Consider the following 24,809-nt stretch of genomic DNA (forward strand, 5'->3'; position numbering starts at 1 on the left):
CCCCCGGTCCGGCGGCCTCGCCGGTCACCGGCCGTCCGCCGCCCGCTGCTGGCGCAGCACGGCCACCCTCCGGTACAGCTCGCCCGCCTCGGCGACGCGGCCCAGCTGTTCCAGGCAGTGCGCCTCGTCGTTGCGGCTGGCGAGGGTGTCGGGATGGTCGGCGCCCAGCACCTGCTCGCGGGCGGCGGCCACTCGGCGGTACTCGGTGAGCGCGTCGGCCCAGCGGCCCAGCCAGCCCAGCCCGACGGCGACCTCGCGGCGGCTGACGAGGGTGTCCGGGTGGCCGGCACCGAGGATCCGCTCGCGCAGGGCGCACACGTCGCGGGACTCGGCGAGGGCCTCCTCCCAGCGGCCGAGCCGTCCGAGATTGACCCCGAGTCCGTGGCGGGCGCGCAGCGTCTCGGGGTGGTGGGGGCCGTGCACGCGGCTGCGGTCCTCGATCAGGGCGCGGTAGAGCCGGAGTGCCTCGGCGCTGCGGCCGAGGCGGCCCAGGCTGATGCCGATCTCGTAGCGGGCCGCGAGGGTGTCGGGGTGGTCGGCGCCCAGCACCCGGGCGCGGGCCTCGGCCACCTCCCGGTAGGTCTCCAGTGCCTCCGCCCAGCGGCCCAGCTGCCCGAGCGCGTAGGCCACCTCGTACCGCGTGACCAGGGTGTCGGGGTGGTCCGGGCCGAGCACCCGGGTCCGGGCGGCGGCCACCTGGCAGGCCATGCGGTAGGAGTCCTCCAGGCGGCCCAGCCGGCTGAGGTTGAAGGCGAGGTTGTGCCGGCAGCGCAGGCTGTCGGGATGGTCGGCACCCATGGTGCGCTCGCGTGCCGCGAGCACGGCCGTGTACACCTGGTGGGCGTCGAAGTGGCGGCCCAGCCGCCCGAGGACGTACGCCATCTCCTGCCGGGCGGCGAGCGTGTCCGGGTGGTCGGGGCCGAGCGCGCGGATGCGGGCCTCGGCCACGTGCGTGTACTCGCGCAGCGCGTCGGCGGGGTGTCCGGTACGGCTGAGCGTGAAGGCGACCTCGTAGCGGCTGGCGAGGGTGTCGGGGTGGTCGGCGCCGAGGAGCCGGGCGCGGGCGGCGGCGACCTCCCGGTGTATGTCGCCCGCCTCCGTCCAGCGGCCGAGCCGCCCCAGGGCGAGGGCCTCGTGGTGCCGGCCGACGAGGGCCTCGACAGCCGCCGGGGGCGGGGTGCGCCGCTGGTCGGGCCCGTCGGCGGACGTCGCGCCGGGCCCGCGCACGGACAGGGCGTCCGGTTCGGAGACCGGCAGGGCACCCGTGGCGGGGCGCTCGGGACGGCGCCCGCCCTGTGCGGCGGGGCTCCCGGTCCACGCGTCGGTCAGGCCCGCCGCCGCGTCCGGGGGTGTGCTGTGCGGTCCCGGGCCGGCCGCCTTGTGGCCGGTGGACATGTCGCGCGTCCAGGACGGCAGCCGGCCGGCCCCGCGGCCCGCCGGCTCGGGCGGGCCCGGCCGCGGGTGCGCGGTGACCGCCGTGGGCCTGTACGGCGGCGCCGCCCGTCCGGCGAGGAGACGGCGCGTCAGCTCCTCGGCGTCCTGGGGTCGTTGCTCGGGCTGCTTGGCGAGCAGGTCGAGGATGATCCGCTCCAGGTACTCCGGGAGGTCGGCGCGGTGGCGGCGGGGCGGCGCGGGCGGGGTGTCGCGGTGGCCCACGAGCACCGCCCAGGCGTCCTCGAGGTCGAACGGCGGGGCGCCGGTGGCGATCTCGTACAGCACGCAGCCCAGCGAGTACAGGTCGCTGCGCCGGTCGACCTCGCTGCCGCCGATCTGCTCCGGTGACATGTAGTGCGGGGTGCCCATGGCGGTGCCGGTGCCGGTCAGCCGGGCGGTGAAGCCGACGTCGTGGCCGAGGCGGGCGATGCCGAAGTCGCAGATCTTCACGGTGCCGTCGGCGAGGCGCACGATGTTCGCCGGTTTCAGGTCCCGGTGCACGATGCCCCGCTGGTGGGTGTAGGCGAGGGCGGCGGCCACCTGTTCGGCGATCTCGACCACGTCGGTGACGGCCAGCGGCCGGTGCTCGTTGTCCTGGAGGAGCCGGCTGAGGTCGCGCCCGTCCAGCAACTCCATCACCAGGTAGAGCACGCCGTCCGACTCCCCGAAGTCGTGCACCACGGTCACCCCGCGGTGCTGGAGCGCGGCGGCCACTCTCGCCTCGCGCCGGAACCGCTCGCGCAGCACGCGGGTGAAGGACTGGTCGTGGTGCGGGCCGAGCGGTCTGAGGCACTTGACGGCGACCTGCCGGCCCAGCGACTCGTCCCGCGCCCGCCACACCTCGCCCATGCCGCCCCGCCCGATCGGGACGAGCAGCCGGTACCGGCCCTGGATCAGCCTGGTGTCCGCCATCTCGCGCCGCCGCCCCCGTCGCCGTGTGCCACCGCGTGTCCTGCCGACCTCCCGGCCGGGCCCGCCACGTGGATCGCGCGCCGGGGGCCGGATCCCGGCGTCGGTCCGGTCCACGTGCAGGACCCTCGCCCAGTATGGCGCGCTACCGTCCGGCTTTGTACGGTGCCGGACGGGCCTCGGGACCGAGTCTGGCCATGGCGCGCAGGATGTGTCTGGGCGGGAGCTGCCAGCGCAGACGTGCCGGAACGCGGCGCAGCAGGGTGCCGGTGACCCGCAGCCGGCGGGTCACGACGTGGGGCGCGGGGGCCGCTCTGCCGTACAGTTCGTGGGCGTACGGTGGCAGGGCGGCGTACGCCAGATGCGCCACGCGCCGCCACAGCACCTCCCGCGCCGGAACGAGCAGTGGATGAGTGGGCGGGCGGAGCAGGAAGTCGTCCACGGCTCGGGCGTCGGCTCCCGCCACGAGCTCGGGACGCACCCTCTCGAAATACTCCGTCAGATCCGCCCGGCTCGCGGGCACTCCGTCCGGGTCGAGCCCGACCAGGCGGCCGCTGACACGGTGTTCGGCGATGTAGCGGTCGGCCTGGGCGTCGGTGAGCGGGAACCCCGAGCGGCGCAGCACGTTCAGATAGGAGTCGATCTCCGCGCAGTGCACCCACAGCAGCAGGTCGGGAGCGTCGAGGCGGTACCGCTCCCCCGTCGCGGGATCCGTCGCCGACAGCATGCGGTGGATCCGGCGCACCCGCGCGCCCGCCCGTTCGGCGGCCTCGGCCGTGCCGTACGTCGTCGTTCCGACGAAGTTCGCGGTGCGCCTCAGCCGCCCCCACGCGTCCCGCCGGAAGTCGGAGTTCTCCATCACCCCGCGCACGGCACGGGGGTGCAGGGCCTGCAGGTACAGGGCCCTGATTCCGGCGACCCACATCATCGGATCACCGTGCATCTGCCACGTCACCGACCGCGGCCCGAACAACCCGGGATCACCCACGCTCTCCCGCGCGCCCGCGCCCGTGCGTATGGTCTCCACCTCGGCAGGCTATCCCTCTTGGGCCCGTGGGCCCCTGCTGCGTCCGCCCGTGGGCTCCTGCTGCGCGACGATCGGGCCGGACGCCGCGGCCCTCGGCGTCGGGCGGCGGACGCCGAAGCCGGGATCCGCGTCCGCTCGCCGCGGTCAGCGGTGCCGAACGCCCGGTCGGGCGCCGGGGGCCAGGGTCGGTTCGGTGACCGGGGCGTCGCCGAGGGCCTGGGTCACGGCGCTCAGCAGGTCGTCCGGCAGTTCCACGCCGGAGGCGGCGGCATTGGCGTGAACCTGTTCGGGACGGGAGGCACCGGTGATCGCGGAGGCGACCTCGCCGCGGCGCAGGACCCAGGCGAGTGCGAGGGCGGGCAGGCTGATCCCGGCCTCCTCGGCGATCGGGACGAGGCGCTGGACCGCCTGGAGGGTGGCGTCGTTGTAGACGAGGTCCTTGGACACCGCCATGTCCGCGGAGGCGAACCGACTGCCCTCCGGCGCCGGGCGGCCCGGCTGGTACTTGCCGGTCAGGACGCCCTGGGCGAGCGGGGACCAGACGATCTGGGAGATGCCGTTCGCGGCGCACAGACCGAACACCTCGGCCTCGGGGGCCTGCCACAGCATGGAGTACTGCGGCTGGGAGGAGACGAACAGGTCGGGTCCGGCGATGTCGATCGCGGCCCGGATCTGCTCGGGGGTCCATTCGCTGAAGCCGAGGTAGCGGGCCTTGCCCTGCTCAACCACCTTCTGGAACGCCTCGACGGTCTCCTCGATCGGCACCGTGGGATCGAAGCGGTGCGCCTGGTAGAGGTCGACGTGGTCGGTCTTCAGACGGGTGAGGGAGGCGTCGATCTGCTGGGCGATCTGTGCCGCGGACAGTCCCTGGTCGGCCGGGTCGTCCGACATCGGGAAGTAGACCTTGGTGGCCAGGATGTAGGAGTCGCGGGGGCGGGAGGAGAGGATCTCGCCCCATGCCGTCTCGGCGGCGCCTCGGCCGTAGACGTTGGCGGTGTCGAAGAAGTTGACGCCCGCCTCGAAGGCCGCCTCGGTGCAGGCACGGGTCGCGTCCGCCTCGATGCCGCCGGAGTAGGTGAGCCAGGACCCGAGCGAGATCTCCGAGACCTCCAGGTCCGAGCTGCCGAGCTTGCGGTACCGCATGGGTGCTCCTTCGGGTCGGTGAGGCGTGTGCGCCTGGTGATGGATGTCCGAACAGCTTCGGCGTGCCGCCGACGGCCGGCCCGGACGGGGCGTACCGGGGACGTGTACCCCGGGCGGGGCGGGGCGGCACGGCTTGATCGATGGCAGTCGATCATCGAGGATCAGAGGGTCGGTGCCGGCGGAGTTCGAGCGAGCGGCACGTGGTTCGTGGTGTCAGGGGCAGGGGGGACTCTCGGATGCGTACCCGTAGCTGGAACTCACGGCGGTCGGCCTCGGCACTTCGTCAGGGGGCGGACCGGTTCGGTGGTCGCTCGCGGCGTGCCGGGGTGTCCGCCGCGGTGCGCCGCCAGGCCGCCCCGGCCCTGCTGATCCTCGCCGTCGCGGTGGCCGCGGGGGCCGGGTGCTCCGCCATCGGGGGCTCGGGTCCGGGAACCTCCCCGTCGGGCGAGGGCGGTGGGGCGACCCGCCGGGCCGAGGCCAGGGCGACGAATCCGCCGGCCGGACTGCCCGCCGTGTTCACCACCGGCCAGCGGCTCCGCTGGGCGGCCTGCCCGGCACCGTCCGCGGCGCAGGGCGGCGGCGACGCTCCGGGCGCCGGATGGGAGTGCGCCACGATGAAGGCGCCGCTGGACTACCGGCATCCCGGCCGCGACACCATCGACGTCGCCCTGATCCGGAAACGGGCCACCGGACCGGAACGCGAGCGGATCGGCTCCCTCCTGTTCAACTTCGGAGGCCCTGGCGAGTCCGGCGTCACGGGGCTCCCCGAGTTCGCGGACTACTACACCTCGCTGAGCGAACGCTACGACCTGGTCAGCTTCGATCCGCGAGGTGTCGGCGGGACCGCCCCTGTCGACTGCGGGGAGAAGGAGTTCGAGGGCGGCGACGCCTGCGAGAAGCACTCCGGCCGGCTCCTGCCGTACGTCGGCACCTCCCACACGGCGCGCGACCTGGACCTGATGCGCTACCTCCTCGGTGACGAGAAGTTGAACTACTTCGGCGTCTCCTACGGCACCGGACTGGGTGGCGTCTACGCCCACCTGTTCCCGAAGAACGTGGGCAGACTGGTGCTCGAAGCCCCCGCCGACCCGACCCTGGACCTGTCGCAGGACAACATCAGCCAGGTCAAGGCCGTCCAGCTCGCCTTCGACCGCTTCGCCCGGCACTGTGCGAAGACCTACGACGACTGCCCCACCGGCCACGACCCCGAGCAGGCCGACCGGCGCGTCATCGCACTGCTGGACCGGCTCGAGAAGAAGCCCGCGCCCGCCGCCGGCGGCGGCGAGAAACTCGACGCGGATCTCGCCGCGCACGCCATCGCGAACTTCCTGGACCTCGGCGAGGCGGGCCGGCCGAGACTGGTCGAGGCGCTCCGCGAGGTGATGGAGCGGGGCACCGGCGGCAAGCTGCTGGCGAAGGCGTACGACCACGCCCCGGGTGCCCGGGCGCGTACCGGCGGCAGCGCCGCCCGTGCGGCCTCCGGTGACAACAGCGTGTCCGCCTACGTCGCGATAACCTGCGCCGACTCCGACCGGCGCCCCGGATTCACCGAGGCGGAGGAGATTGTCGCGCGGACCGAGGCGGCCTCGCCGGTCTTCGGGAAGGCCTGGTCCTCCTTCGTCTACCTCTGCTACGACTGGCCGTTCAAGGGCGAGCGCGCCCACCCCGACGTGAGCGCGGACGGCGCTCCCCCGATCCTCGTCGTCGCCAACACCGGCGATGCGACGACGCCGTACGAGGGCGCCCAGCACATGGTGCGCGAGCTGGGCGAAGGGGTCGGCGTCCTGCTGACGGTGCGCGCCGAGGGCCACGGGTCCTACCCCTACAGCCGCTGCGCGGCCAGGGCCGTCGACGCCTACCTCCTCGACGGCACGCTGCCTGACCGCGGCACGACGTGCTCGTGACACCGTCCAGCGCCGGCGCCCTGCGGCGGAGTCGCGCTGCTCGTCGCGGCAGTGCCGGGACGGGACGAGAGGGCCGGCGTGCTGCTGCGGGCGCTCGCCGCCGGTGATCCCGGGGTCGAGGCCGCAGTGGCGCCGGCGCTGGGCGATGCCTCCGCCGTGGACACACTGGTCTCGGCCGGCTGGGAGCGAGCCGAGCTGAACTCGTTGCCGCGGGGAGAGTGAGCGCCCACCCGGGTCGGCAAGGCCGCCCGGTGAGAGGACCGGGCGCACGGCGTCCCGTTCCGGTACCGCACGGCGACAGGGGCGGACACCCCCTCTCCCTCGGCGCACCGACGCTCCGTCGATGACCTTCGGCCGGCTCCGGTTCAGTTCAGGATCTTGATGAACTCCACGCAGGCCTTGGCGCAGCTCCGGCAGGCGCCCGCGGCGTGCTCGGCGCCCGGGTGCCGGTCGAAGACGTGAGCGGTCTCCAGACAGACGCTGACACACCACTCCAGCTGGATACGGAGGGCGGTCTCGTCCTGGCTGTTCTGCTCGGACAGCACCCGGCAGGTGGTGTCGCAGACCTCCGCGCACATGATCCCCATGCGTCGCAGGAGTTCCTGCTCCTCGCTCCCGCCCGGGTCCACCAGGCTCGCCCGCAGGGCGCTGGCCCGCGCACACTCCGTGCACGCCTGCGCACAGGCGAACCGGTCCTCGAGGAACCGTACGAGTTCCTGTTGCGAAGCCGTCGAAGGTGTCGTAGATGGCGTAGTCACACTCGTCGGGTAGCCGGTGCCCTACCCGCCAAACCCTGTGTTCGCAAGGCCTCCGCCCGTTTTCCCTACCCCGCCCGGGGCACCCGACCGGCCCGGAGAGCAACGAGGACGAAGGAGGAACCCGTGCCCGGACGACAGGAACTGCCGTCGACGCTGGAGCGCTCCCCCGAGGACGCCCAGCACACCTGGATCAAGGCCCACGACTCGGCGGTGGAGGAGTACGGCGAGGGCGAGCGGGCGCACCGCGTCGCGTACGGGGCGCTCAAGCACAAGTACGAGAAGGTCGGCGACCACTGGGAGCGCAAGGAGGGCGGTCGCAAGGGTCCCTCCGACCCCCAGTCGGCCCGGCCCCGCGGCCAGGGCGGACGCAGTGGCGAGGGCGTCGACGAGAGCGCGTCCAAGGAGCACCTGTACGACATCGCGAAGGAGCTGCGGATCGAGGGACGCTCGCACATGTCCAAGGGCGAGCTGCTGAAGGCGATCCGCAAGGAGAACCGTTCCCGCACCCGTCAGGCCCGCTCGTGAGCCGGTTCGTGGTGGCGGGCACGGGTACCCGCGCGGCATGAGTTCGACGCCGTACCGGCTGGGCCCCGGTGACCGCCGACCCCGCCGACCGTCTCGTCTCCATGGGAGGCCGTCGCACAGAGGGAAGTGAGACCCATGGCCGACGACGCCGGCCGCAGTACCCTGCCCCTGCCCGACTACGACCATCTTCCGCTCGGCGCCCTGGAGAGCCGTGTGCGCTCGCTGTCCGCCGAGGAGGTCGAGGAGCTGCTCGCCCACGAGCGCACTCACGCCGACCGCGTGCCGGTGACCGAGGTGCTGACCGCCCGGCTCGAGCAGCTGCGCTCGGGCGCCCAGCCCACCCCGGGCGACCCCACGGCACTGCGCCCCGAGCGGACCGAGGGGCAGGAGGGTTCCCAGGTGACCCCCGCGACCTCCCCGGAGCCGTTCAGTCCGCCGCCGCACGGCACCCCGGACCAGCGCGGCAAACCCAAGGGCGACCGTACATGAGGGCCGGGTCACAGCTGGTCCCCGGCGGCGGCGCACCGGCATCCGTGCGCCGCCGCCGTTGCGGAGGTCAAGGGCCCGCGTCCGCGTCCCGGTACTGGAACACCATGCCCAGCACCCCGCATCCGAGCACGCCGAAGCCGAGCAGCGCGAGCCACAGGCCGTAGACGACGCCCAGGGCGAGGACGGCCGAGCCGAGCGCGACGACGAACGGCCAGGGGCTGTGCGGGGAGAAGAAGCCCACCGGTCCGGCACCGTCGACCACCTCGGCGTCGGGCCGGTCCTCGGCACGCGGGCCGTCCCCGCGGTGCCGCACCCGCAGGAAGAACGCGACCAGAGCGGCCATCACGGCGGCGACGGCCAGGGCGGCGCTGCCCGCCGGCTCGGCGGACCACCAGCCGTAGCCCGCGGCGGTCACGGTGAAGAAGAGCGCCACACCGGCGAAGAGCCGGGCCTCGGTCCTCACGACACATTCCTCCTCCGGTCCGTCAGTTCGTGTCCCGCCCCTCGCCGTTCGCCCGGGTGCCCGCCTCGCCGTTCGCCCGGAGGTCCGCCTCGCTCGTCGTCGCTCGGGAAACCTCCTCGTTCGTCGTCGCTCGGGAGTCCGCCTTGCTCGTCGCTCCGCTGCTCGCCACGCTGTTCGCCGCTTGCCGCTCCCGCCGGACGATGTCCGGGTGGTGCAGGTCGAACGCCGGGGACTCCGACCGGATGCGGGGCAGTGCGGTGAAGTTGTGGCGCGGCGGCGGGCAGGAGGTGGCCCACTCCAGGGAGCGGCCGTAGCCCCAGGGGTCGTCGGTCCCGGCCGTGCGGCCGTGCCGGGCGGACGTCCAGACGTTGTAGAGGAACGGCAGCGTGGACAGGCCCAGCAGAAAGGCGCCGATCGTGCTGACCGTGTTGAGCAGCGTGAACCCGTCCGCGGCCAGATAGTCGGCGTAGCGGCGCGGCATGCCCAGCTCACCGAGCCAGTGCTGGACGAGGAACGTGGTCTGGAAGCCGGTGAACAGCGTCCAGAAGTGGATTTTGCCGAGCCGTTCGTCGAGGAACCGGCCGGTGAACTTCGGCCACCAGAAGTAGAAGCCCGCGAACATCGCGAAGACCACGGTGCCGAAGAGCACGTAGTGCAGGTGCGCCACGATGAAGTAGCTGTCGGTGAGGTGGAGGTCCAGCGGCGGGGAGGCGATCAGCACCCCGCTCATCCCGCCCAGCAGGAACGTCACCAGGAAGCCCAGCGCCCACAGCATGGGCGTCTCGAACGACAGCGAGCCGCGGTGCATGGTGCCGATCCAGTTGAAGAACTTCACCCCTGTGGGCACCGCGATCAGGAACGACATCAGAGAGAAGAACGGCAGCAGCACCGCCCCGGTGGCGAACATGTGGTGGGCCCACACCACCGCCGACAGCATGGTGATCGCGATGGTGGCGCCCACCAGGGTGACGTAGCCGAAGACCGGCTTGCGGCTGAACACCGGGATGATCTCGGACACGATGCCGAAGAACGGCAGGGCGACGATGTACACCTCGGGGTGCCCGAAGAACCAGAACAGGTGCTGCCACAGCAGGGCGCCGCCGTCACCGGCCGCGAAGATCCGCGCGCCGAACCTGCGGTCCGCCTCCAGCGCCAGCAGGGCCGCCGTGAGGACGGGAAAGGCGGGCAGCACCAGGATCGAGGTGAACAGCGCGTTCCAGGTGAAGACGGGCATCCGGAACATGGTCATGCCGGGGGCGCGCAGACACAGGATGGTGGTGATGAAGTTGACCGCGCCCAGCGTCGTTGACACTCCGGTCACCACCAGCCCCATCACCCACAGGTCGCCTCCCGTGCCGGGGCTGCGGACCGCGCTGTTGAGCGGCGCGTAGGCGAACCAGCCGAAGCCGGCCGCCCCGCCGGGCACCAGGAACCCGGAGACCACCATCAGCCCGCCGAACAGATACATCCAGTACGACAGCGCGTTGAGCCGGGGGAAGGCGACATCGGGCGCGCCGATCTGCAACGGCATGACGGCGTTGGTGAACCCGGCGAACATCGGGGTCGCGAACAGCAGCATCATCACCGTGCCGTGGATGGTGAACAGCTGGTTGTACTGCTCGTTCCCGAACAACTGAAGTCCGGGGCGGGCGAGTTCGGCCCGCATCAGCAGGGCGAGCACCCCGCCGAGGAGGAAGAAGGAGAACGCCGTCGTCATGTACAGGTTGCCGATCACCTTGTGATCGGTGGTGGTGATCCACCGCAGCAGGGCCTGTCCCGGTCGTGGACGACCCGGACGGCCAGGTGAGCCCGGGCGCGTCCGACGCGCCGACGCCGCGCGCCGCGGCCGTGCGCTCCTCCCGTCCACTGTCATGGGCCGCGGGTACCCTGCGAGGTCTCGCTCAAGCCCCCGCACCTGACGGCCCGTCGGGCGACGTCCGGCCGGTCGGGTCGCGATGATGGAGGCGGGCCGGTCTCACGCGCCCGCGCTCGGTCACCCGCGGCACCGGAAGGAGGCGCCGTCACCATGTCACGCCGAAGGACGCGCCCGTCCTGGGCCGCTGAACTCTACCGGCGGGGCAAGCGGCTGGAACTCATGCACCGGGCCCTGGGGTTCGCCACTCTCGCCCTGATCACCCTGGCTCCGCTGCTGATCGTGGTCGCGGCGGCGGACCCGCTGCGCCACAGCGGGTTCGCGCTCTGGCTGGTGGACGGCATGGATCTGTCCGGCCGGTCGGCCGAGGTGCTCTCGGACGTCTTCGGCCCGCCGCGCGAGGTGACCGGCACCACCAGCGTGTGGGGCGCGGTCCTGCTGGCCGTGTTCGGTCTGTCCTTCGCCGCCGGCGTGCAGAACGCCTACGAGCGGGTGTGGCGGCTGCCCGCCGGTCCGTGGCACCGGATCTGGCGGCAGGCCGTCTGGCTGGGCGCCCTGATGGTCTACCTGTACGTCCAGGTGCAGACCCGATCCGTGCTCGCCGGCAACTACCGCATGCTGCTGAGCGTGGCGATCGGCGTGCTGTTCTTCTGGTGGGGGCCGCACTTCCTCCTCGGTCACCAGGTGCGATGGCGGCTGCTGCTGCCCGGTGCCGTCGCCACCATGGCCGGCCTGGTGGGCCTGCGGGCCTTCTCCTACCTGGTGTTCACCCCGCTCATCGTCACCAACGCGGTCAGCTACGGCCCCATCGGGACCATCCTGGTGGTGGAGTCCTGGCTCATCGGTGCCGGGTTCGTGGTCTACGGCGGCGCGCTGGTCGGCCATGTGTTCTGCGACCGGACGGGACATCTGCTGAAGCACGAGGAGCCTCCCGAGCAGCCCGGAGAACCCGAAGACTCCGGAGAACCCGGTGCGGTCGGGGAGCCCCACCGACCCGCCGGGCCCGAGGAACTCGAGGAGCCGGAGGAACCCGAGGACCCGGAGGCACCCCCGCAGCGGACGCGTGGATGAAGGGTGTGCGGGCACTCGAGCCAGGACACGTGAGACGGATTCCGCCCCGCCGGGCGTCACCGGCCCCGGCCGCACGCCACCGCGGAGGAGCGCTGAGCAGGGCGTGGCGGCCGGGGCCGAGCGGGGCGCGGGCGCGGGGGAGCTGAGCACGGTGACCGAGCTGGCGGTGCTGGTGGGGCTGCAGGCGTCGGGCAAGTCCACGTTCTACCGCTCCCGGCTCGCGGACCGGTTCGAGCTGGTGAGCAAGGACCTGTTCCCCCGGGGCGCGCGCCGCAAGCAGGCCCGGCAGATGCGACTGGTCGAAGAGGCCCTGGCGGCCGGCCGCTCGGTGGCCGTCGACAACAACAACCCCTCGCCGGGCGAGTGGCGCCCCCTCGTGGACGCCGGGCGCGCGCACGGCGCCTCGGTCATCGCCTACTGGTTCCCGCCGGACCTGGCGGGTTCGCTGCGCCGCAACGCGCTGCGCACAGGCCGCGAGCGGGTCCCGGACGTGGGCATCCGTGCGACGCACGGACGACTGCGCCGGCCCGGGCCCGACGACGGCTTCGACGCGGTGTACGATGTCCGGTTCGACGGAAGCGGAGGGTTCCGGGTCCGGCGGACCGCCTGACGACGCCCGTCGGTCAGCAGTGGCGGATGATCCCCGGCACCACGGCCGACGGCACTGCCACCGGGACGTACCGGCTGGTCAACCGCTACAGCGGCCTCGTGATCGGGCTGTCCGCCGACCCCCGGCGGCTCGCCGGGACCACACCTGCCCGCTACTGGAGCGACACCGGCGGGAGCCGGGTCGGGGGTTCGCGCACCGCGGCCGAGCAGACGCTGCCCCTCACGCCCACCGGCCGGGCATCCGCCTCACCCCGCGACTGACGCCTGCGTGTTCCCCCGCCCCTCGCCCTGCCGCGTCAGCGGCGCAGCAGGGCGAGCTGGTGCCGTACGGCGGCACTGACCCGGGGTTCGTCGTCGGAGGCGAGAAGGTCGAGCAGGGCGCCGCGCAGCACCGCCAGGGCCAGCGTGCGGCGGACGGCACCGGTCTCGGAGTCCCGCTCCGGCAGCGGCTGGCAGGCGGCCAGGACCGCGAGCCAGTCGTCGACGGTGGCACGGGCGAACCCGGCCCACGCCCCGTCGGGCTCGACGAGTGACCGGGCGTACGCCTCGGCCCACAGCCGGAGCAGCGGGCGGTGCTCCTCGGCGGAGAGCCACTCCCACACCCGCGCGGCCGCCGGAACCAGCCCGATGGCCTGCCCGGTCCCGCCGGGTTGCCCGGCCTGCCCGGGCTGCCGGAGGCGGTCCAGGATCGTCAGCTCGTCGGTGCGGGCACGCGCCAGCAGCGCCCGCACCAGACCGTCCTTGTTGCCGAAGAGGAACATCAGGACCCGGGGGCTGGACCCGATCGCGGAGGCCAGCGGGCGCAGCGACAGATCCGCCAGGCCGTGGTCGAGCACGTACGTGTAGGCGGCCTCGAGCAGCTCGGTCTGCCGGGCCGAAGGGGCTGTCGTTCGCTCGGGCATGGAGCTAGCGTAGCGTTACTGAAACAGTCGTGTCAGTGGGCGGAGGGAAGCGACCATGCCGCAGCAGGACAACCGGCCGCACATCGCCGTGCGCCGCGCCGACCGTCCCGGCGACCTGGGCTGGGTGGTGATGGCGCACGGCGAGGTCTACGACGAGCAGTTCGGCTGGAACACCGACTTCGAGGCCCTGGTGGCCCGGATCGTCGCCGACTACGCCGCCGGGCACGACCCGGCCGCGGAGTCCGGCTGGATCGCCGAGGTCGACGGCGAACGCGCGGGCTGCGTCTTCCTGGTCGCCGGTGACGAGCCGGGCGTGGCCAAGCTGCGCATTCTGCTCGTCACCCCGGCCGCCAGGGGCCTGGGCGTGGGCAGCCGCCTCGTCGGGGAGTGCCTGGCCTTCGCCCGCGAGGCCGGCTACCGGCAGGTGACGCTGTGGACCAACGACGTGCTGGTGTCCGCCCGCAGGATCTACCAGGGCCACGGCTTCACCCTCGTCGACGAGGAGCCCCATCACAGCTTCGGTCACGACCTCGTCGGCCAGAACTGGACCCTCGACCTGCACGCCGGTCCGGCGGGCGACGCGGCCGGCCCGCTCGGTGACGGCGCTCGCGGGAGCACACTGGAGGTGAGCGCCGGGCACGCCGGCGACGGGTCTCACCGCGACGTCAGCCGGTGACGCGGCTCGGCGCGGCGTCAGGAGGACACCGTGGAGTTCGACGTGATCGTGGAGATCCCCCAGGGGTCCCGCAACAAGTACGAGATGGACCACGAACTGCACCGCATCCGGCTGGACCGGCTGCTGTTCACCTCCACCAAGTACCCGGCCGACTACGGCTACATCGACCACACCCTGGGCCGGGACGGCGATCCTCTCGACGCCCTGGTGATCGTGGGCGAGCCGACCTTCCCGGGGTGCACCATCGAGTGCAGGGCCGTGGGCATGTTCTGCATGAGGGACGAGCAGGGCCCGGACGAGAAGATCCTCTGTGTGCCCGCGCACGACCCACGGTTCGCGCGCCTGCAGGACATCGGTGACGTCCCCGACTTCGACCGGCTGGAGATCACCCACTTCTTCGAGGTGTACAAGGACCTGGAACCCGGCAAGAGCGTCGAGGGCTCCCACTGGGAGGGCCGGGAACGGGCGTACGCCGAGATCGAGGCCTCCCGCGCCCGGGCCGGCGGAGTCGACGCGTGATCAGCTGACCGCACTCAGGTCCCGTGCCGCGGGCCGGTGCGGCCCTTGTCCAGGAACCGTCGCAGCCGCGCCTGGGTCCAGGTGTTGATGACGTCGTCCGCGGTGAGCCAGCCGCGCTGGGCCGTGCCCACGCCGTAACGCATGTTCGCCAGGTGCAGGGTGGAGTGGGCGTCACTGTCGACGGCGAACTTCACCCCGTGCCGCCTGGCCCGCAGGATGTCCTCGTCGCGCAGGTCGAGGCGGTCCGGGTGGGCGTTGATCTCCAGTGCCGTGCCGGTGCGCGCGCACGCCGCGAAGACCTCGTCCAGGTCGACGTCGAGGCCCGGCCGCTTGCCGATGATCCGGGTGGTGGGGTGGCCGATGATGTTGACGTACGGGTTCTCGCAGGCCCGCACCAGCCGTCCGGTCAGCTGCTCGCGGCCCTGGTTGAAGTGCGAATGCACCGAGGCGACGCACAGATCGAAGCCGGCCAGGAACTCCTGCGGCCAGTCCACACCCCCCTCGGGGTCGATATTCAGCTCCGCCCCGTGCAGCAGCCGCATGCCGCCGCCCCGGCCGCGCCGGCCCCGCCTGCCGTAGACGCCGTCGAGCTCGCGGACCTGCTCGCGCTGGGCGAGCATCCGTTCGTCGGTCATGCGCTGCATGTACAGGGTGGGCCCGTGGTCGGTCACCGCGTAGTAGGCGTAGCCGCGTTCGGCGGCCGACGCGACCATCTCCTCCAGCGGGGCCAGGCCGTCGGTGAGGTCGGTGTGGGTGTGCAGGTCGCCCCGGATGTCGGACTCCTCGATCAGCTCGGGCAGCTCACCGTGGAGTCCCGCCTCGATCTCCCCGCGGTCCTCGCGCAGCGCCGGATGGATCCACGGCAGGCCGAGCCGCGCGTAGACCTCCTCCTCCGTCTCGGAGACGATCTTCTCGTCGCTCTCGGCGTCGAACAGCCCGTACTCGGACAGCTTCAGCTTCTGGTGCACGGCCAGTTCGCGGGTGCGGATGTTGTGCGCCTTGGAGCCGGTGAAGTACTGCAGCGCCGCGCCCCAGGAGTCCGGTGGTACGACGCGCAGGTCGACGGAGAGGCCCTTGGTGGTGCGGATCGAGGTCTTCTTCTCGCCGTGGGCGATGACCTCCGAGACGTACGGCAGTTCGGTGAGCGCCCGCATCAGCGGCTGGGGGCGGGTCGCGGCGGCGAGCACGTCGATGTCGCCGATCGTCTCGCGGAAGCGGCGCAGTGAGCCGGCGTAGGCGCACCGCAGGCAGCCGGTCACCCGGGACAGCTCGGCGACCACGTCGTCGGCGAGGTCCAGGGCGACGTCGAGCAGCACGCGGTCCCCGGCGGACTGCAACAGCTCGATGCCGTGGAGGATGTTCTCCTCCGTCCTGGGCCCGAAGCCCTTCAGGTCGCGCAGCCGCTCGGCGCGGATGGCGTCGGCCAGCTCGTCGACCGAGGAGATGCCCAGCTCCTCGTACAGGACACAGGCCTTCTTCGGGCCGAGGGTCGGGATCGCCGTCAGCCGCCGCACACCGGCGGGGATCTTGGCCCGCAGTTCCTCCACGGCGGACACCTTGCCGTCGCGGAAGTACTCGGTGATCTTCTCCGCGATCGACCTGCCCACGTTGGGGATCTCCTGCAGGCCCTTGACGTCCAGCGTGGACACGTCGGCGTGGTAGCCGCCCACCGAACGGGCGGCCTTCTCGTAGACACGCGCCTTGTACGGGTCTCCTCCGGTGATCGAGATCAGGTCCGCGTACTCGGCGAACAGCGCGGCGACCTCGTCGTTGGACCGAGCCACACCTCCAGGGTAGGCGGCCGCCGCACCGAGCGCCGGCGCGGCGCTCCGGGCACCGCGACCGTCCCGCGCGGCGGCGCTCGGCATCCCGCATCCGATGTCCGACACGGATCACATGCCGGCGGAGCAACCCAGGGCCCGCAATACCCGTCACTAACGGACGTCGACGATCATCCGGCCCAGGAAGGGTCCCCCCATGCCACTGCGCACCCGAATAAAACGTCCGCGCCTGCTCATCGCCCTCGTGACGGCCGTCGTCCTCACGGCGGCCGTCGCTCTGACCGTGGCCCTGACGGTCACGACGTACGACCACACCTCGCCGCGTGCCGCCCGCGGCAAGGCGTCCGGCTCGGTGGCGGGCGCCGTCGACTGCCGCAAGGCGAAGTGCGTGGCCCTCACCTTCGACGGCGGCCCCAGCCTCACCACCCCCGAGCTGCTGGACATCCTGAAGCAGCAGCATCTGCACGCGACGTTCTTCGTGCAGGGCCGGGGCCACATCGCGAAGTACCCCGAGATCCTGCGCCGTATCGCCGACGAGGGACACGAGATCGGCAACCACACCTGGACGCACCCGGTTCTGACGCAGATCGACGCGGACAACGCCCGGGACGAACTGACCCACACGCAGAACGCCATCGAGAAGGTCACCGGCACCAAGCCCGTCCTGATGCGCCCGCCGCAGGGCCGCACGGACCGGAAGCTGGCGAAGATCTGCAAGGATCTGGGTCTGGCGCAGGTGCTGTGGAGCGTGACGGCCAAGGACTACGAGACGACCGACACGGCCCTGATCACCAAGCGGGTGCTCGAGCAGACCCACCGTGACGGCATCATCCTGCTGCACGACCTGCACAAGGGGACCGTGCCCGCGGTCCCGGGGATCATCAAGGCGCTCGAGGACCGCGGCTACACCATCGTCACGGTGTCCCAGCTGCTGGCCCCGGCCCAGTCCGAGCCGGGGATGGTGTACCGGCCCTGATCCCCCACGACCCGGTTGCCGTCCTCTTCGATCTCCGCAGCGGAACGCGCGGCCGGCCACGGAAACGCCCTGTCCGCGGGACTCATGGCCACGCCGGGGAGGACCGCTCGCTCCCGGTGGCCGAAGGCCGGGCCGCGGCGTCCTGACGCTCCGATCTCGCGCGATCTTGACGGCGTCCCGGCCGGAAGGTCGATACTTGCCGACATCAGCGCAGGAGCCGAGCGAACGTCCACGACGCAGACGCCTGACGTCTCGTCACCGCAGTCCGAGCCGAGTCCGTCCGAGTGCCGCGGGACCCGGCCGGAGCCGCCGCGAACCGCCGAGATCGACAACTGGCCACGGCCCGCCTGGCCTGGGAACATCAGGTCACGGGCCGACCTGCCAGTCCACAGGAGGTACCCATGAGGATGCTCATCAACGTCGCCGAGACCGTCGTCGCGGACGCGCTGCGCGGGATGGCGGCCGCTCATCCCGGGCTGACGGTCGACGTCGAGAACCGGGTGATCGTACGGCGCGACGCCCCCGTCGCGGGGAAGGTCGCCCTGGTGTCCGGTGGCGGGTCGGGGCACGAACCGCTGCACGGCGGGTTCGTGGGTCCCGGGATGCTGTCGGCGGCCTGTCCCGGGGAGGTCTTCACCTCGCCGGTGCCCGACCAGATGCTGCGGGCCGCGGCGGCCGTGGACAGCGGCGCGGGCGTGCTGTTCGTGGTCAAGAACTACACCGGTGACGTGCTCAACTTCGACATGGCGGCCGAACTGGCCGAGGACGAGGGCATCCAGGTCGCCAAGGTGCTGGTCAACGACGACGTCGCGGTGACCGACAGTCTGTACACCGCCGGGCGGCGCGGCACCGGCGCGACCCTGTTCGTGGAGAAGATCGCGGGCGCGGCGGCCGAGGAGGGGCAGCCGCTGGAACGGGTGGAATCGATCGCACGGCGGGTCAACGAGAACTCGCGCAGCTTCGGCGTGGCGCTCAGCGCCTGCACCACCCCGGCCAAGGGCAGCCCCACCTTCGATCTGCCGACCGGTGAGCTGGAGCTGGGCATCGGCATCCACGGTGAGCCGGGCCGGGAGCGGCGGCCGATGATGACCTCGGGCGAGATCGCCGACTTCGCGGTCAACGCGGTCCTGGAGGACCTCGACCCGAGCAATCCGGTGCTGCTGCTGGTCAACGGCATGGGTGCCACGCCGCTGCTGGAGCTGTACGGCTTCAACGCGGAGGTGCACCGGGTCCTCGCCGAGCGCGGGGTGGCGGTCGCCCGCACGCTGGTGGGCAACTACGTGACCTCTCTCGACATGGCCGGTGCCTCCGTCACCCTGTGCCAGATCGACGAGGAGCTGCTGCGGCTGTGGGACGCGCCGGTGAACACGCCGGGTCTGCGCTGGGGCGTGTGACCCGGCCGCGCTCCCCCGACCCCGCCCATCAACAGCCACTCAAGGGAGTTCCAGTGCTCGACGCCGATTTCTTCCGCCGCTGGATGGCGGTGACCGCCGCGTCCGTCGACCGAGAGGCGGAGCGGCTCACCGCTCTCGACTCGCCCATCGGGGACGCCGACCACGGCAGCAACCTGCTGCGCGGGTTCACGGCCGTGCGGGCCACGCTGGAGAAGGACGCGGCGGCCGACACGCCCGGCGCGATCCTGGTCCTGGCCGGGCGGCAGCTGATCTCGACGGTCGGCGGGGCCTCCGGCCCGCTGTACGGGACGCTGCTGCGCCGGACCGGCAAGGCGCTCGGGGACGCCCCGGAGGTCAGCGAGGAGCAGCTCGCCGAGGCGCTGCGGGCGGGTGTGCAGGGAGTCATGACGCTGGGCGGTGCGGCGCCGGGCGACAAGACCATGGTCGACGCGCTGGTGCCGGCGGTGGACGCGCTCGCCGACGGCTTCGCGGCGGCGCGCACGGCCGCCGAGCGGGGGGCCGAGGCGACCACGCCGATGCAGGCCCGCAAGGGCAGGGCGAGCTATCTGGGCGAGCGCAGCATCGGCCACCAGGACCCCGGGGCCACGTCGTCCGCGCTGCTGATCGCGGCGCTGGCCGAGGCGGCGGAGGGCTGACATGGGCGACGACAAGCTGGTCGGGATCGTGCTGGTGTCGCACAGCGCGGAGGTCGCGGCGTCGGTGGCCGCGCTGGCGAAGGAGCTGGCGGGCGGGGCCGAGGCGGTGCCGGTGGCCCCGGCGGGCGGCCGGCAGGGCGGCGGGGTCGGTACGAGCGCCGAGCTGGTCTCCGCCGCGGCCGCCTCCGTGGACCGGGGGGCCGGTGTCGCGGTGCTCACCGATCTCGGCAGTGCGGTGCTCACCGTGAAGGCGCTGCTCGCCGAGGGCGACGAGCTGCCGGACCGCACCCGCCTCGTCGACGCACCGTTCGTCGAGGGTGCCGTCGCCGCGGTCGTCACGGCGGCCACGGGAGCGGATCTGGACGCGGTGGCGGCGGCGGCCGCGGACGCGTACGCCTACCGGAAGGTGTGACGGGCGGCGCAGCGTGGAGAGCGGCCGGGCCAGGCGCGTGCCCGGTCGGACGATGCAGGTGACGCACGAGCGGTGCCACCATCGGCACGCGGGCCGGCCGGGATGCGCAGGCACCGGGCGGCGGCGGAGGAGGCCTCGCCGCTGATGCCGAGGGCCGCTGTCGCCGACGAACGAGTACGGCACCGGCCCGGGGGGCGACGGCCGTGTCCGAACCGCCGCCCAGGCCCCGCCGGCTCCTCGCGAGGGGCCGCGCACGGCGGCCGTGACGGGTGCCGCCGGCCCCTCGGCGGGCGGTCCGGCACGGTGGTCGTCGGAGCCGGCAGGGCGGCGCTCGCCGCGACGAACGTCAGCGACCGCACGCGCGCGATGCCAAACCCCTCCCTCGGGGACTTGGACCGGCATTCAGCCCGGAACGGGTGCATTGATCGTGCGCCCACGGGAGGCGACCGGACAGGGCGTCGCCCGCACCGTCCGCCGGACGGCCGGAGGCCGAAGCCGTGCCGGCCCGGCCCCCGGTCGTCCGCACCGGCGCGGCATCAGCGACGACAGCGGTCCGCGCCCACGGCTTGAACTCCCGCTCTGCTCCGGGCGGTTCGGCCGAGGTGAGGTTTCAGCATACGTAACTCCCCGGGAAGGACGGCACCGGCGTCCCCCTTGCCGCCTTCCGACCGGCACGGCACATTGTCCGGGCCGTTGCACCCGAGTGGTTCCCGGCGTCCGCACCGCGATGGACGGGCGGCAGACCGCGCGCGACGCGTCCCCCGACCCCGTTGCCCGCCGTCGCCGTGTCCCCGGGCGTGCCGTGGCCGTGGGCGGTGCCCTGCTGCTCGCGGCCGGCGGCCGGAGCGACGGGGAGGGCGGAGCACACCGAAGTCGGCCACGGGTGCGCATCCGCACCAGACTCCCCGACGGCACCAAGTGCTGTGGCCGGAAAGGTTTGCCGGAGAGCTCGCGGCGTCCGGTGCGGTACATCGCAAGGCGGAGCATCATCCGTGTACTGGATGTACTCGGGTGATGCGACAACGCGGCGAGGTGCCGTGCCGGGCGTCGCGAGCCGGTGAACCTTTCCGGTCACAGCATTAGGGGCGGCTTCTCGCCCACCCACGCGGTCACCACCGGCCAGGGACCGTCCTGGACACACCTGGCCGGACCCACCGACTCGCTCGGCCGTTCGGCCGTCGGCCGCACGGGTGGGGTATGCGTGCCGCGCGCCGTCACGGGGGATGGGCTGCCTCGGAGGCGACACGGGCCACTCTCCGTCCGCGGCGGTACTCGGGACGATCCGCCGACCGTGCCGCCGAAGGAGCGTCCATGCGCGATCGATCCCTCCTGCGCGACGGCCCGGGGCCGGTCGCCGCGGCCGCCGCCCTCGCGGTCCAGATCGCCGCCGGACCGGCCGTCGCCGGGCCGGGGATCTCCGCGAGCACCAGCGGTTCCACGGTGACGGTGACCACCAGCTCGTGCACCCCGGTCAACGGAGCCTGGGGCACGGCCTCGCTGCTCGGCCCCGGCCGGACCAGCTTCCTCCAGGGGCGCCGGGCGGCACTCACGGGGACGACCGCCGGCCAGTCGGCGGTCTGGCGGAACGTGCGCCCGGGCACGTACACGGTGATCGTGGTGTGCGCCGACGACCTGACGGCGGGCACCCAGTCCGTCGTCGTCACCGGCCCCTCGAAGCCGGCGGCCTCCTCCGCCCTCGCCGACTCCGCACCGCCGCGCGGTCTCCTGGAGCGCCTGGGCAGCCGCGTCAAGGCCGACGGCACCGTCGTGCTCGCGACGGGCGGGGCGCTGGTCGGGGCCGCGATGATCGCCACCGGCCGGCTGCTGCGCCGCCGTTCGAAGCCGTACCCGCTGTGAGCGGCGGGCCGCCAGGGCAGGGCGGGGATGCGGCCGGCGCAGGCCGGGACGGGCGGGCGCAGCCCCGGCCGGGACCGGGCGGGCCGGGTCGGAGTGGGCCAGGTGCGGCGACGCGGGGGCGGACTCAGGCCGAATCCGTGTGCGGCAGCTCGGCGAACTCCTCCAACGCGTGCCTGAGCCACCCGGTCCAGAAGGTCTCCAGGTCGATCCCGGCCCGCAGCACCAGGTGTTGCAACCGGTCCTGGGGGCTGTCCTTCCCGGGCGGGAAGTCTCGCTTCTCGATCTCCCGGTACTCCGTCAACTGCCGCTCGTGCAGCTCCAGGTGGCGCCGGAGATCGTCCTCGACCCCCGCCGTGCCGACCACGGCCGCGGCACGCAGCCGCAGCAGCAGCGCGTCGCGCAGCGGCTTTGGTTCCTGGGACGTCGCCGTCCAGCGGGCCAGTTCGGCCCGGCCCGCCGGCAGTACCTCGTAGCTCTTGCGCTGCCCCCGGGCCGGCTGCTCGGCCGGCAGGGCGCGGATCAGGCCGTCCGCCTCCAGCTTCCCCAGCTCCCGGTAGATCTGCTGATGCGTCGCCGACCAGAAGTAACCGATCGACTTGTCGAAGCGGCGCGTCAGCTCGAGCCCGGACGACGGCTTCTCGAGCAGGGCGGTGAGGATCGCGTGCGGGAGTGACATGGAGTCATCCTAAGGACGGCCCGGACCTGCCCCGGCGCGCCCCTACAGCGTCGCCGCCAGCTCCGTGCCCTGCTTGATCGCGCGCTTGGCGTCCAGTTCGGCGGCCACGTCCGCGCCACCGATGAGGTGGGCGCGGCGCCCCGCGGCGACCAGTTCGTCGTACAGGTCGCGGCGCGGCTCCTGTCCGGTGCACAGCACCACGGTGTCCACCTCCAGGACGCTGCTCGCGCCGTCCACGGTGATGTGCAGCCCGCTGTCGTCGATGCGGTCGTAGCGCACGCCCGGGATCATGGTGACGCCGCGGTGCTTGAGCTCGGTCCGGTGGATCCAGCCGGTCGTCTTGCCGAGGCCCGCACCGACCTTGCTGGTCTTGCGCTGGAGCAGGTGGACGGTGCGCGGCGGGGCGGGCCGCTCGGGCGTGGCGAGGCCGCCGGGGGCGCGGTAGCCGGTGTCGACGCCCCAGGCGCGGAAGTACGCGGCGGGGTCCTCGCTGGTCTTGCCGCCGCCGTCGGTCAGGTATGCGGCGACGTCGAATCCGATGCCGCCCGCACCCAGGATCGCCACCCGGTCGCCGACGGGGGCGCCGTCGCGCAGCACGTCGAGGTAGCCGAGGACGCGCGGATGGTCCACGCCGGGGATCTCGGGGGTGCGCGGGGTGACCCCGGTGGCGACGACCACCTCGTCGTGGTCGGCGAGGTCGTCGGCGCTCACCCGGGTGTCGAGGCGCACGTCCACGCCGTGCGCGTCGAGCTGGTGGCGGAAGTAGCGCAGGGTCTCGTCGAACTCCTGCTTGCCGGGCACCTTGCGGGCGACGTTCAGCTGGCCGCCGATCTCGTTCGCGGCGTCGAAGAGCGTGACCGCGTGGCCGCGTTCGGCGGCGCTCACCGCGCAGGCCAGTCCGGCGGGACCGGCGCCGACGACGGCGACGCGCTTGCGCCCCCGGGTCGGCGCGAGCACCAGCTCCGTCTCGTGGCAGGCGCGCGGGTTGACCAGGCAGGAAGTGATCTTTCCGCTGAAGGTGTGGTCGAGGCACGCCTGGTTGCAGCCGATGCAGGTGTTGATGGCCTCGGGCCGGCCGGCGGCGGCCTTGGCCACGAAGTCGGGGTCGGCGAGCATCGGGCGGGCCATGGAGACCATGTCGGCGCAGCCGTCGGCGAGCAGCCGCTCGGCCAGTTCCGGGGTGTTGATGCGGTTGGTGGTGACGAGCGGGACCGAGACCGTGCCCATGAGCTTCTTCGTCACCCAGGTGTAGGCGCCGCGCGGCACCGAGGTGGCGATGGTGGGGATGCGGGCCTCGTGCCAGCCGATGCCGGTGTTGATGATGGTCGCGCCGGCGGCCTCGACGGCCTTGGCGAGCGTGATCACCTCCTCCAGGGCGGAGCCGCCGGGCACCAGGTCCAGCATGGACAGCCGGTAGACGATGACGAAGTCCTCGCCGACCGCCTCGCGGACCCGGCGGACGATCTCGACCGGGAAGCGCATGCGGTTGTCGTAGGAGCCGCCCCAGCGGTCGGTGCGGTGGTTGGTGCGGGCCGCGATGAACTCGTTGATCAGGTAGCCCTCGGAGCCCATGATCTCGACGCCGTCGTATCCGGCCCGCCGGGCGAGGCGGGCGGTGCGGGCGTAGTCGTCGATGGTCCGCTCGATGTCGGCGTCGGTGAGCTCGCGGGGGACGAAGGGGCTGATGGGCGCCTGGAGCGGGCTCGGTGCGACCAGGTCGCGGTGGTAGGCGTAGCGGCCGAAGTGCAGGATCTGCAGGGCTATGCGGCCGCCCTCGCGGTGCACGGCGTCGGTGACGGCCCGGTGCTGCCCGGCCTCCTCCTCGGTGGTGAGCTTGGCGCCGCCCTCGTAGGGCCGTCCCTCGTCGTTGGGGGCGATGCCGCCCGTGACGATGAGGCCCACCCCCCCGCGCGCCCGGGCCGCGTAGAACTCCGCCATCCGCTCGAAGCCGCGCTCGGCCTCCTCCAGGCCGATGTGCATGGAGCCCATCAGGACGCGGTTGGGCAGGGTGGTGAAGCCCAGGTCGAGCGGGCTCAGCAGGTGCGGGTAACGGCTCATCGGGCCCTCCGTGCGCGGTGTCGTCACCGCATTTGTAGAGGACGCCGAGGCGCTTATGCAACTAGTTGCACAACGGGAGTGCGCACCCGGCCACCGCCGGGCCGTCACTCCGATGGCCGTACGGCCGCCGCCGTCCCGGACACGGAGGAGCCGCCGGCCGCGGACGAACCGTACCGGTTCCGTGCGGCCGGCGGCTCACCTCAGCGGCTCTCCAGGCGTACGTGCAGCTCGCGCTCCTGGTCGCCGGAGGCCGTGCACAGGTCCTGGACGGTGAACAGGGAGTCCAGGGTCGTGCGGAACCGGTCGATCGCCCAGTAACCGCCCTGCGCGTCGGCCGTGACGGACGCCCCGAGGTGCGCGGGACCGCACGTCCCGCGGGGCTCGGCGACGTCGAAGGTGCCGAGCCACACCGTCGGGCGTACCTCGTGGTAGTCGCGGGGCACGTCGTCCGCGCGCCGGTCCGACGAGAAGCAGGCGCACAGGGCGTCGAACACGATCCGGGCGTCTTCCTTGCTGCATCCGCTCAGTTCCACCGAGACGGATTCCGGGTGCTCGGGCTCACTGACCATCGTGATCGCTCCTCTCGTGGCCGCACTGCGACTGCCGCACAAGCTTCCTGCGACCGCCGCACAGGGTTCCCCCGAAACCGCGCCCCACCCCACCCCTCAGCAAAACACCACCTCCCGGCGGAGCACCA

At 72.9% G+C, this 24,809-nt stretch carries 25 protein-coding genes; 14 read left to right on the forward strand and 11 right to left on the reverse strand.

Annotated elements, in window-relative coordinates; translation table 11 throughout:
- Nucleotides 1-24 precede the first annotated feature (24 nt).
- The 3 genes from ACWDUZ_RS04335 to ACWDUZ_RS04345 all read right to left on the reverse strand — a co-directional run bounded on the left by ACWDUZ_RS04335 (nt 25) and on the right by ACWDUZ_RS04345 (nt 4,513).
- Complete coding sequence (locus ACWDUZ_RS04335) at nt 25-2,346, reverse strand: tetratricopeptide repeat protein (RefSeq protein ID WP_451630259.1); 2,322 nt, start codon at nt 2,344-2,346, stop codon at nt 25-27.
- 142 nt (nt 2,347-2,488) lie between these two features.
- On the reverse strand, nt 2,489-3,286 hold the full coding sequence (locus tag ACWDUZ_RS04340) for an oxygenase MpaB family protein (RefSeq protein ID WP_451630470.1): 798 nt from the start codon (nt 3,284-3,286) through the stop codon (nt 2,489-2,491).
- Between the two features lie 228 nt (nt 3,287-3,514).
- Nucleotides 3,515-4,513: an aldo/keto reductase family protein gene (locus ACWDUZ_RS04345; protein ID WP_451630260.1), complete on the reverse strand. Its 999-nt coding sequence runs from the start codon at nt 4,511-4,513 to the stop codon at nt 3,515-3,517.
- A 236-nt stretch (nt 4,514-4,749) separates the two neighbouring features.
- Here ACWDUZ_RS04345 and ACWDUZ_RS04350 point away from each other — a divergent pair, with 236 nt between their 5' ends.
- Both ACWDUZ_RS04350 and ACWDUZ_RS04355 read left to right on the forward strand, forming a co-directional pair.
- Entirely contained in the window at nt 4,750-6,417 is a 1,668-nt protein-coding gene (locus tag ACWDUZ_RS04350; RefSeq protein WP_451630261.1) for an alpha/beta hydrolase, read from the forward strand.
- 51 nt (nt 6,418-6,468) lie between these two features.
- Nucleotides 6,469-6,639, forward strand: a complete 171-nt coding sequence (locus tag ACWDUZ_RS04355; protein WP_451630262.1) for a hypothetical protein — start codon at nt 6,469-6,471, stop codon at nt 6,637-6,639.
- Nucleotides 6,640-6,782: 143 nt separating this feature from the next.
- On the opposite strand, the gene ACWDUZ_RS04360 is transcribed toward ACWDUZ_RS04355, so the two are convergent.
- Nucleotides 6,783-7,175: a ferredoxin gene (locus tag ACWDUZ_RS04360; RefSeq protein ID WP_451630263.1), complete on the reverse strand. Its 393-nt coding sequence runs from the start codon at nt 7,173-7,175 to the stop codon at nt 6,783-6,785.
- 123 nt (nt 7,176-7,298) lie between these two features.
- On the opposite strand from ACWDUZ_RS04360, the gene ACWDUZ_RS04365 reads away from it, so the two are divergent.
- Both ACWDUZ_RS04365 and ACWDUZ_RS04370 read left to right on the forward strand, forming a co-directional pair.
- A complete protein-coding gene (locus tag ACWDUZ_RS04365) occupies nt 7,299-7,700 on the forward strand; it encodes a ChaB family protein (protein ID WP_451630264.1) in 402 nt (133 codons plus the stop codon).
- Between the two features lie 135 nt (nt 7,701-7,835).
- Complete coding sequence (locus ACWDUZ_RS04370) at nt 7,836-8,189, forward strand: hypothetical protein (RefSeq protein WP_451630265.1); 354 nt, start codon at nt 7,836-7,838, stop codon at nt 8,187-8,189.
- A gap of 67 nt (nt 8,190-8,256) precedes the next feature.
- On the opposite strand, the gene ctaF is transcribed toward ACWDUZ_RS04370, so the two are convergent.
- Both ctaF and ctaD read right to left on the reverse strand, forming a co-directional pair.
- Nucleotides 8,257-8,652, reverse strand: coding sequence for an aa3-type cytochrome oxidase subunit IV (gene ctaF, locus ACWDUZ_RS04375; protein WP_451630266.1), 396 nt, complete (start codon nt 8,650-8,652; stop codon nt 8,257-8,259).
- 22 nt (nt 8,653-8,674) lie between these two features.
- Nucleotides 8,675-10,525 (reverse strand): aa3-type cytochrome oxidase subunit I, encoded by a 1,851-nt coding sequence (gene ctaD / locus ACWDUZ_RS04380; protein ID WP_451630267.1) that lies wholly within the window; start codon nt 10,523-10,525, stop codon nt 8,675-8,677.
- A 153-nt stretch (nt 10,526-10,678) separates the two neighbouring features.
- On the opposite strand from ctaD, the gene ACWDUZ_RS04385 reads away from it, so the two are divergent.
- The 3 genes from ACWDUZ_RS04385 to ACWDUZ_RS04395 all read left to right on the forward strand — a co-directional run bounded on the left by ACWDUZ_RS04385 (nt 10,679) and on the right by ACWDUZ_RS04395 (nt 12,466).
- Nucleotides 10,679-11,596, forward strand: a complete 918-nt coding sequence (locus ACWDUZ_RS04385; protein ID WP_451630268.1) for a ribonuclease BN — start codon at nt 10,679-10,681, stop codon at nt 11,594-11,596.
- 103 nt (nt 11,597-11,699) lie between these two features.
- Nucleotides 11,700-12,206, forward strand: coding sequence for an AAA family ATPase (locus tag ACWDUZ_RS04390; RefSeq protein ID WP_451630269.1), 507 nt, complete (start codon nt 11,700-11,702; stop codon nt 12,204-12,206).
- A 26-nt stretch (nt 12,207-12,232) separates the two neighbouring features.
- On the forward strand, nt 12,233-12,466 hold the full coding sequence (locus ACWDUZ_RS04395; RefSeq protein ID WP_451630270.1) for a hypothetical protein: 234 nt from the start codon (nt 12,233-12,235) through the stop codon (nt 12,464-12,466).
- A gap of 35 nt (nt 12,467-12,501) precedes the next feature.
- Here the strand turns inward: ACWDUZ_RS04395 and ACWDUZ_RS04400 are convergent, their stop codons facing one another.
- On the reverse strand, nt 12,502-13,107 hold the full coding sequence (locus ACWDUZ_RS04400; protein ID WP_451630271.1) for a TetR/AcrR family transcriptional regulator: 606 nt from the start codon (nt 13,105-13,107) through the stop codon (nt 12,502-12,504).
- A 55-nt stretch (nt 13,108-13,162) separates the two neighbouring features.
- Here ACWDUZ_RS04400 and ACWDUZ_RS04405 point away from each other — a divergent pair, with 55 nt between their 5' ends.
- Together ACWDUZ_RS04405 and ACWDUZ_RS04410 are read left to right on the forward strand one after the other, a co-directional pair.
- On the forward strand, nt 13,163-13,783 hold the full coding sequence (locus ACWDUZ_RS04405; RefSeq protein ID WP_451630272.1) for a GNAT family N-acetyltransferase: 621 nt from the start codon (nt 13,163-13,165) through the stop codon (nt 13,781-13,783).
- A 30-nt stretch (nt 13,784-13,813) separates the two neighbouring features.
- Nucleotides 13,814-14,302 carry an inorganic diphosphatase gene (locus ACWDUZ_RS04410; RefSeq protein WP_451630273.1) on the forward strand — a complete coding sequence of 163 codons (489 nt, stop codon included), beginning with the start codon at nt 13,814-13,816 and terminating at the stop codon, nt 14,300-14,302.
- A gap of 14 nt (nt 14,303-14,316) precedes the next feature.
- On the opposite strand, the gene polX is transcribed toward ACWDUZ_RS04410, so the two are convergent.
- Nucleotides 14,317-16,086: a DNA polymerase/3'-5' exonuclease PolX gene (gene polX / locus ACWDUZ_RS04415; protein WP_451630274.1), complete on the reverse strand. Its 1,770-nt coding sequence runs from the start codon at nt 16,084-16,086 to the stop codon at nt 14,317-14,319.
- A gap of 193 nt (nt 16,087-16,279) precedes the next feature.
- Here polX and ACWDUZ_RS04420 point away from each other — a divergent pair, with 193 nt between their 5' ends.
- The 5 genes from ACWDUZ_RS04420 to ACWDUZ_RS04440 all read left to right on the forward strand — a co-directional run bounded on the left by ACWDUZ_RS04420 (nt 16,280) and on the right by ACWDUZ_RS04440 (nt 21,378).
- Entirely contained in the window at nt 16,280-17,059 is a 780-nt protein-coding gene (locus ACWDUZ_RS04420) for a polysaccharide deacetylase family protein (protein WP_451630275.1), read from the forward strand.
- Nucleotides 17,060-17,460: 401 nt separating this feature from the next.
- Entirely contained in the window at nt 17,461-18,453 is a 993-nt protein-coding gene (dhaK, locus tag ACWDUZ_RS04425; RefSeq protein WP_451630276.1) for a dihydroxyacetone kinase subunit DhaK, read from the forward strand.
- Between the two features lie 53 nt (nt 18,454-18,506).
- Nucleotides 18,507-19,109, forward strand: a complete 603-nt coding sequence (gene dhaL / locus ACWDUZ_RS04430; RefSeq protein ID WP_451630277.1) for a dihydroxyacetone kinase subunit DhaL — start codon at nt 18,507-18,509, stop codon at nt 19,107-19,109.
- A gap of 1 nt (nt 19,110) precedes the next feature.
- Nucleotides 19,111-19,521, forward strand: coding sequence for a PTS-dependent dihydroxyacetone kinase phosphotransferase subunit DhaM (locus tag ACWDUZ_RS04435; protein WP_451630278.1), 411 nt, complete (start codon nt 19,111-19,113; stop codon nt 19,519-19,521).
- Nucleotides 19,522-20,832: 1,311 nt separating this feature from the next.
- Nucleotides 20,833-21,378: a hypothetical protein gene (locus ACWDUZ_RS04440; protein ID WP_451630279.1), complete on the forward strand. Its 546-nt coding sequence runs from the start codon at nt 20,833-20,835 to the stop codon at nt 21,376-21,378.
- Nucleotides 21,379-21,502: 124 nt separating this feature from the next.
- On the opposite strand, the gene ACWDUZ_RS04445 is transcribed toward ACWDUZ_RS04440, so the two are convergent.
- The 3 genes from ACWDUZ_RS04445 to ACWDUZ_RS04455 all read right to left on the reverse strand — a co-directional run bounded on the left by ACWDUZ_RS04445 (nt 21,503) and on the right by ACWDUZ_RS04455 (nt 24,681).
- Nucleotides 21,503-22,054: a PadR family transcriptional regulator gene (locus tag ACWDUZ_RS04445; RefSeq protein ID WP_451630280.1), complete on the reverse strand. Its 552-nt coding sequence runs from the start codon at nt 22,052-22,054 to the stop codon at nt 21,503-21,505.
- A gap of 42 nt (nt 22,055-22,096) precedes the next feature.
- Nucleotides 22,097-24,112, reverse strand: coding sequence for an FAD-dependent oxidoreductase (locus ACWDUZ_RS04450; RefSeq protein WP_451630281.1), 2,016 nt, complete (start codon nt 24,110-24,112; stop codon nt 22,097-22,099).
- A gap of 200 nt (nt 24,113-24,312) precedes the next feature.
- Nucleotides 24,313-24,681: a hypothetical protein gene (locus ACWDUZ_RS04455; RefSeq protein ID WP_451630282.1), complete on the reverse strand. Its 369-nt coding sequence runs from the start codon at nt 24,679-24,681 to the stop codon at nt 24,313-24,315.
- Nucleotides 24,682-24,809 lie beyond the last annotated feature (128 nt).

Source organism: Streptomyces sp. NPDC003393 (assembly GCF_053589015.1).

Excerpts from the sequence above, each read along its gene's own strand:
- ACWDUZ_RS04335 (WP_451630259.1), bottom strand. The coding sequence starts at position 2,346 with ATGGCGGACACCAGGCTGATCCAGGGCCGGTACCGGCTGCTCGTCCCG.
- ACWDUZ_RS04340 (WP_451630470.1), bottom strand. The coding sequence starts at position 3,286 with ATGCACGGTGATCCGATGATGTGGGTCGCCGGAATCAGGGCCCTGTAC.
- ACWDUZ_RS04345 (WP_451630260.1), bottom strand. The coding sequence starts at position 4,513 with ATGCGGTACCGCAAGCTCGGCAGCTCGGACCTGGAGGTCTCGGAGATC.
- ACWDUZ_RS04350 (WP_451630261.1), top strand. The coding sequence starts at position 4,750 with ATGCGTACCCGTAGCTGGAACTCACGGCGGTCGGCCTCGGCACTTCGT.
- ACWDUZ_RS04370 (WP_451630265.1), top strand. The coding sequence starts at position 7,836 with ATGGCCGACGACGCCGGCCGCAGTACCCTGCCCCTGCCCGACTACGAC.
- ctaD (WP_451630267.1), bottom strand. The coding sequence starts at position 10,525 with ATGACAGTGGACGGGAGGAGCGCACGGCCGCGGCGCGCGGCGTCGGCG.
- ACWDUZ_RS04385 (WP_451630268.1), top strand. The coding sequence starts at position 10,679 with ATGTCACGCCGAAGGACGCGCCCGTCCTGGGCCGCTGAACTCTACCGG.
- ACWDUZ_RS04395 (WP_451630270.1), top strand. The coding sequence starts at position 12,233 with ATGATCCCCGGCACCACGGCCGACGGCACTGCCACCGGGACGTACCGG.
- ACWDUZ_RS04400 (WP_451630271.1), bottom strand. The coding sequence starts at position 13,107 with ATGCCCGAGCGAACGACAGCCCCTTCGGCCCGGCAGACCGAGCTGCTC.
- ACWDUZ_RS04405 (WP_451630272.1), top strand. The coding sequence starts at position 13,163 with ATGCCGCAGCAGGACAACCGGCCGCACATCGCCGTGCGCCGCGCCGAC.
- ACWDUZ_RS04420 (WP_451630275.1), top strand. The coding sequence starts at position 16,280 with ATGCCACTGCGCACCCGAATAAAACGTCCGCGCCTGCTCATCGCCCTC.
- dhaK (WP_451630276.1), top strand. The coding sequence starts at position 17,461 with ATGAGGATGCTCATCAACGTCGCCGAGACCGTCGTCGCGGACGCGCTG.
- ACWDUZ_RS04435 (WP_451630278.1), top strand. The coding sequence starts at position 19,111 with ATGGGCGACGACAAGCTGGTCGGGATCGTGCTGGTGTCGCACAGCGCG.
- ACWDUZ_RS04440 (WP_451630279.1), top strand. The coding sequence starts at position 20,833 with ATGCGCGATCGATCCCTCCTGCGCGACGGCCCGGGGCCGGTCGCCGCG.
- ACWDUZ_RS04445 (WP_451630280.1), bottom strand. The coding sequence starts at position 22,054 with ATGTCACTCCCGCACGCGATCCTCACCGCCCTGCTCGAGAAGCCGTCG.
- ACWDUZ_RS04450 (WP_451630281.1), bottom strand. The coding sequence starts at position 24,112 with ATGAGCCGTTACCCGCACCTGCTGAGCCCGCTCGACCTGGGCTTCACC.
- ACWDUZ_RS04455 (WP_451630282.1), bottom strand. The coding sequence starts at position 24,681 with ATGGTCAGTGAGCCCGAGCACCCGGAATCCGTCTCGGTGGAACTGAGC.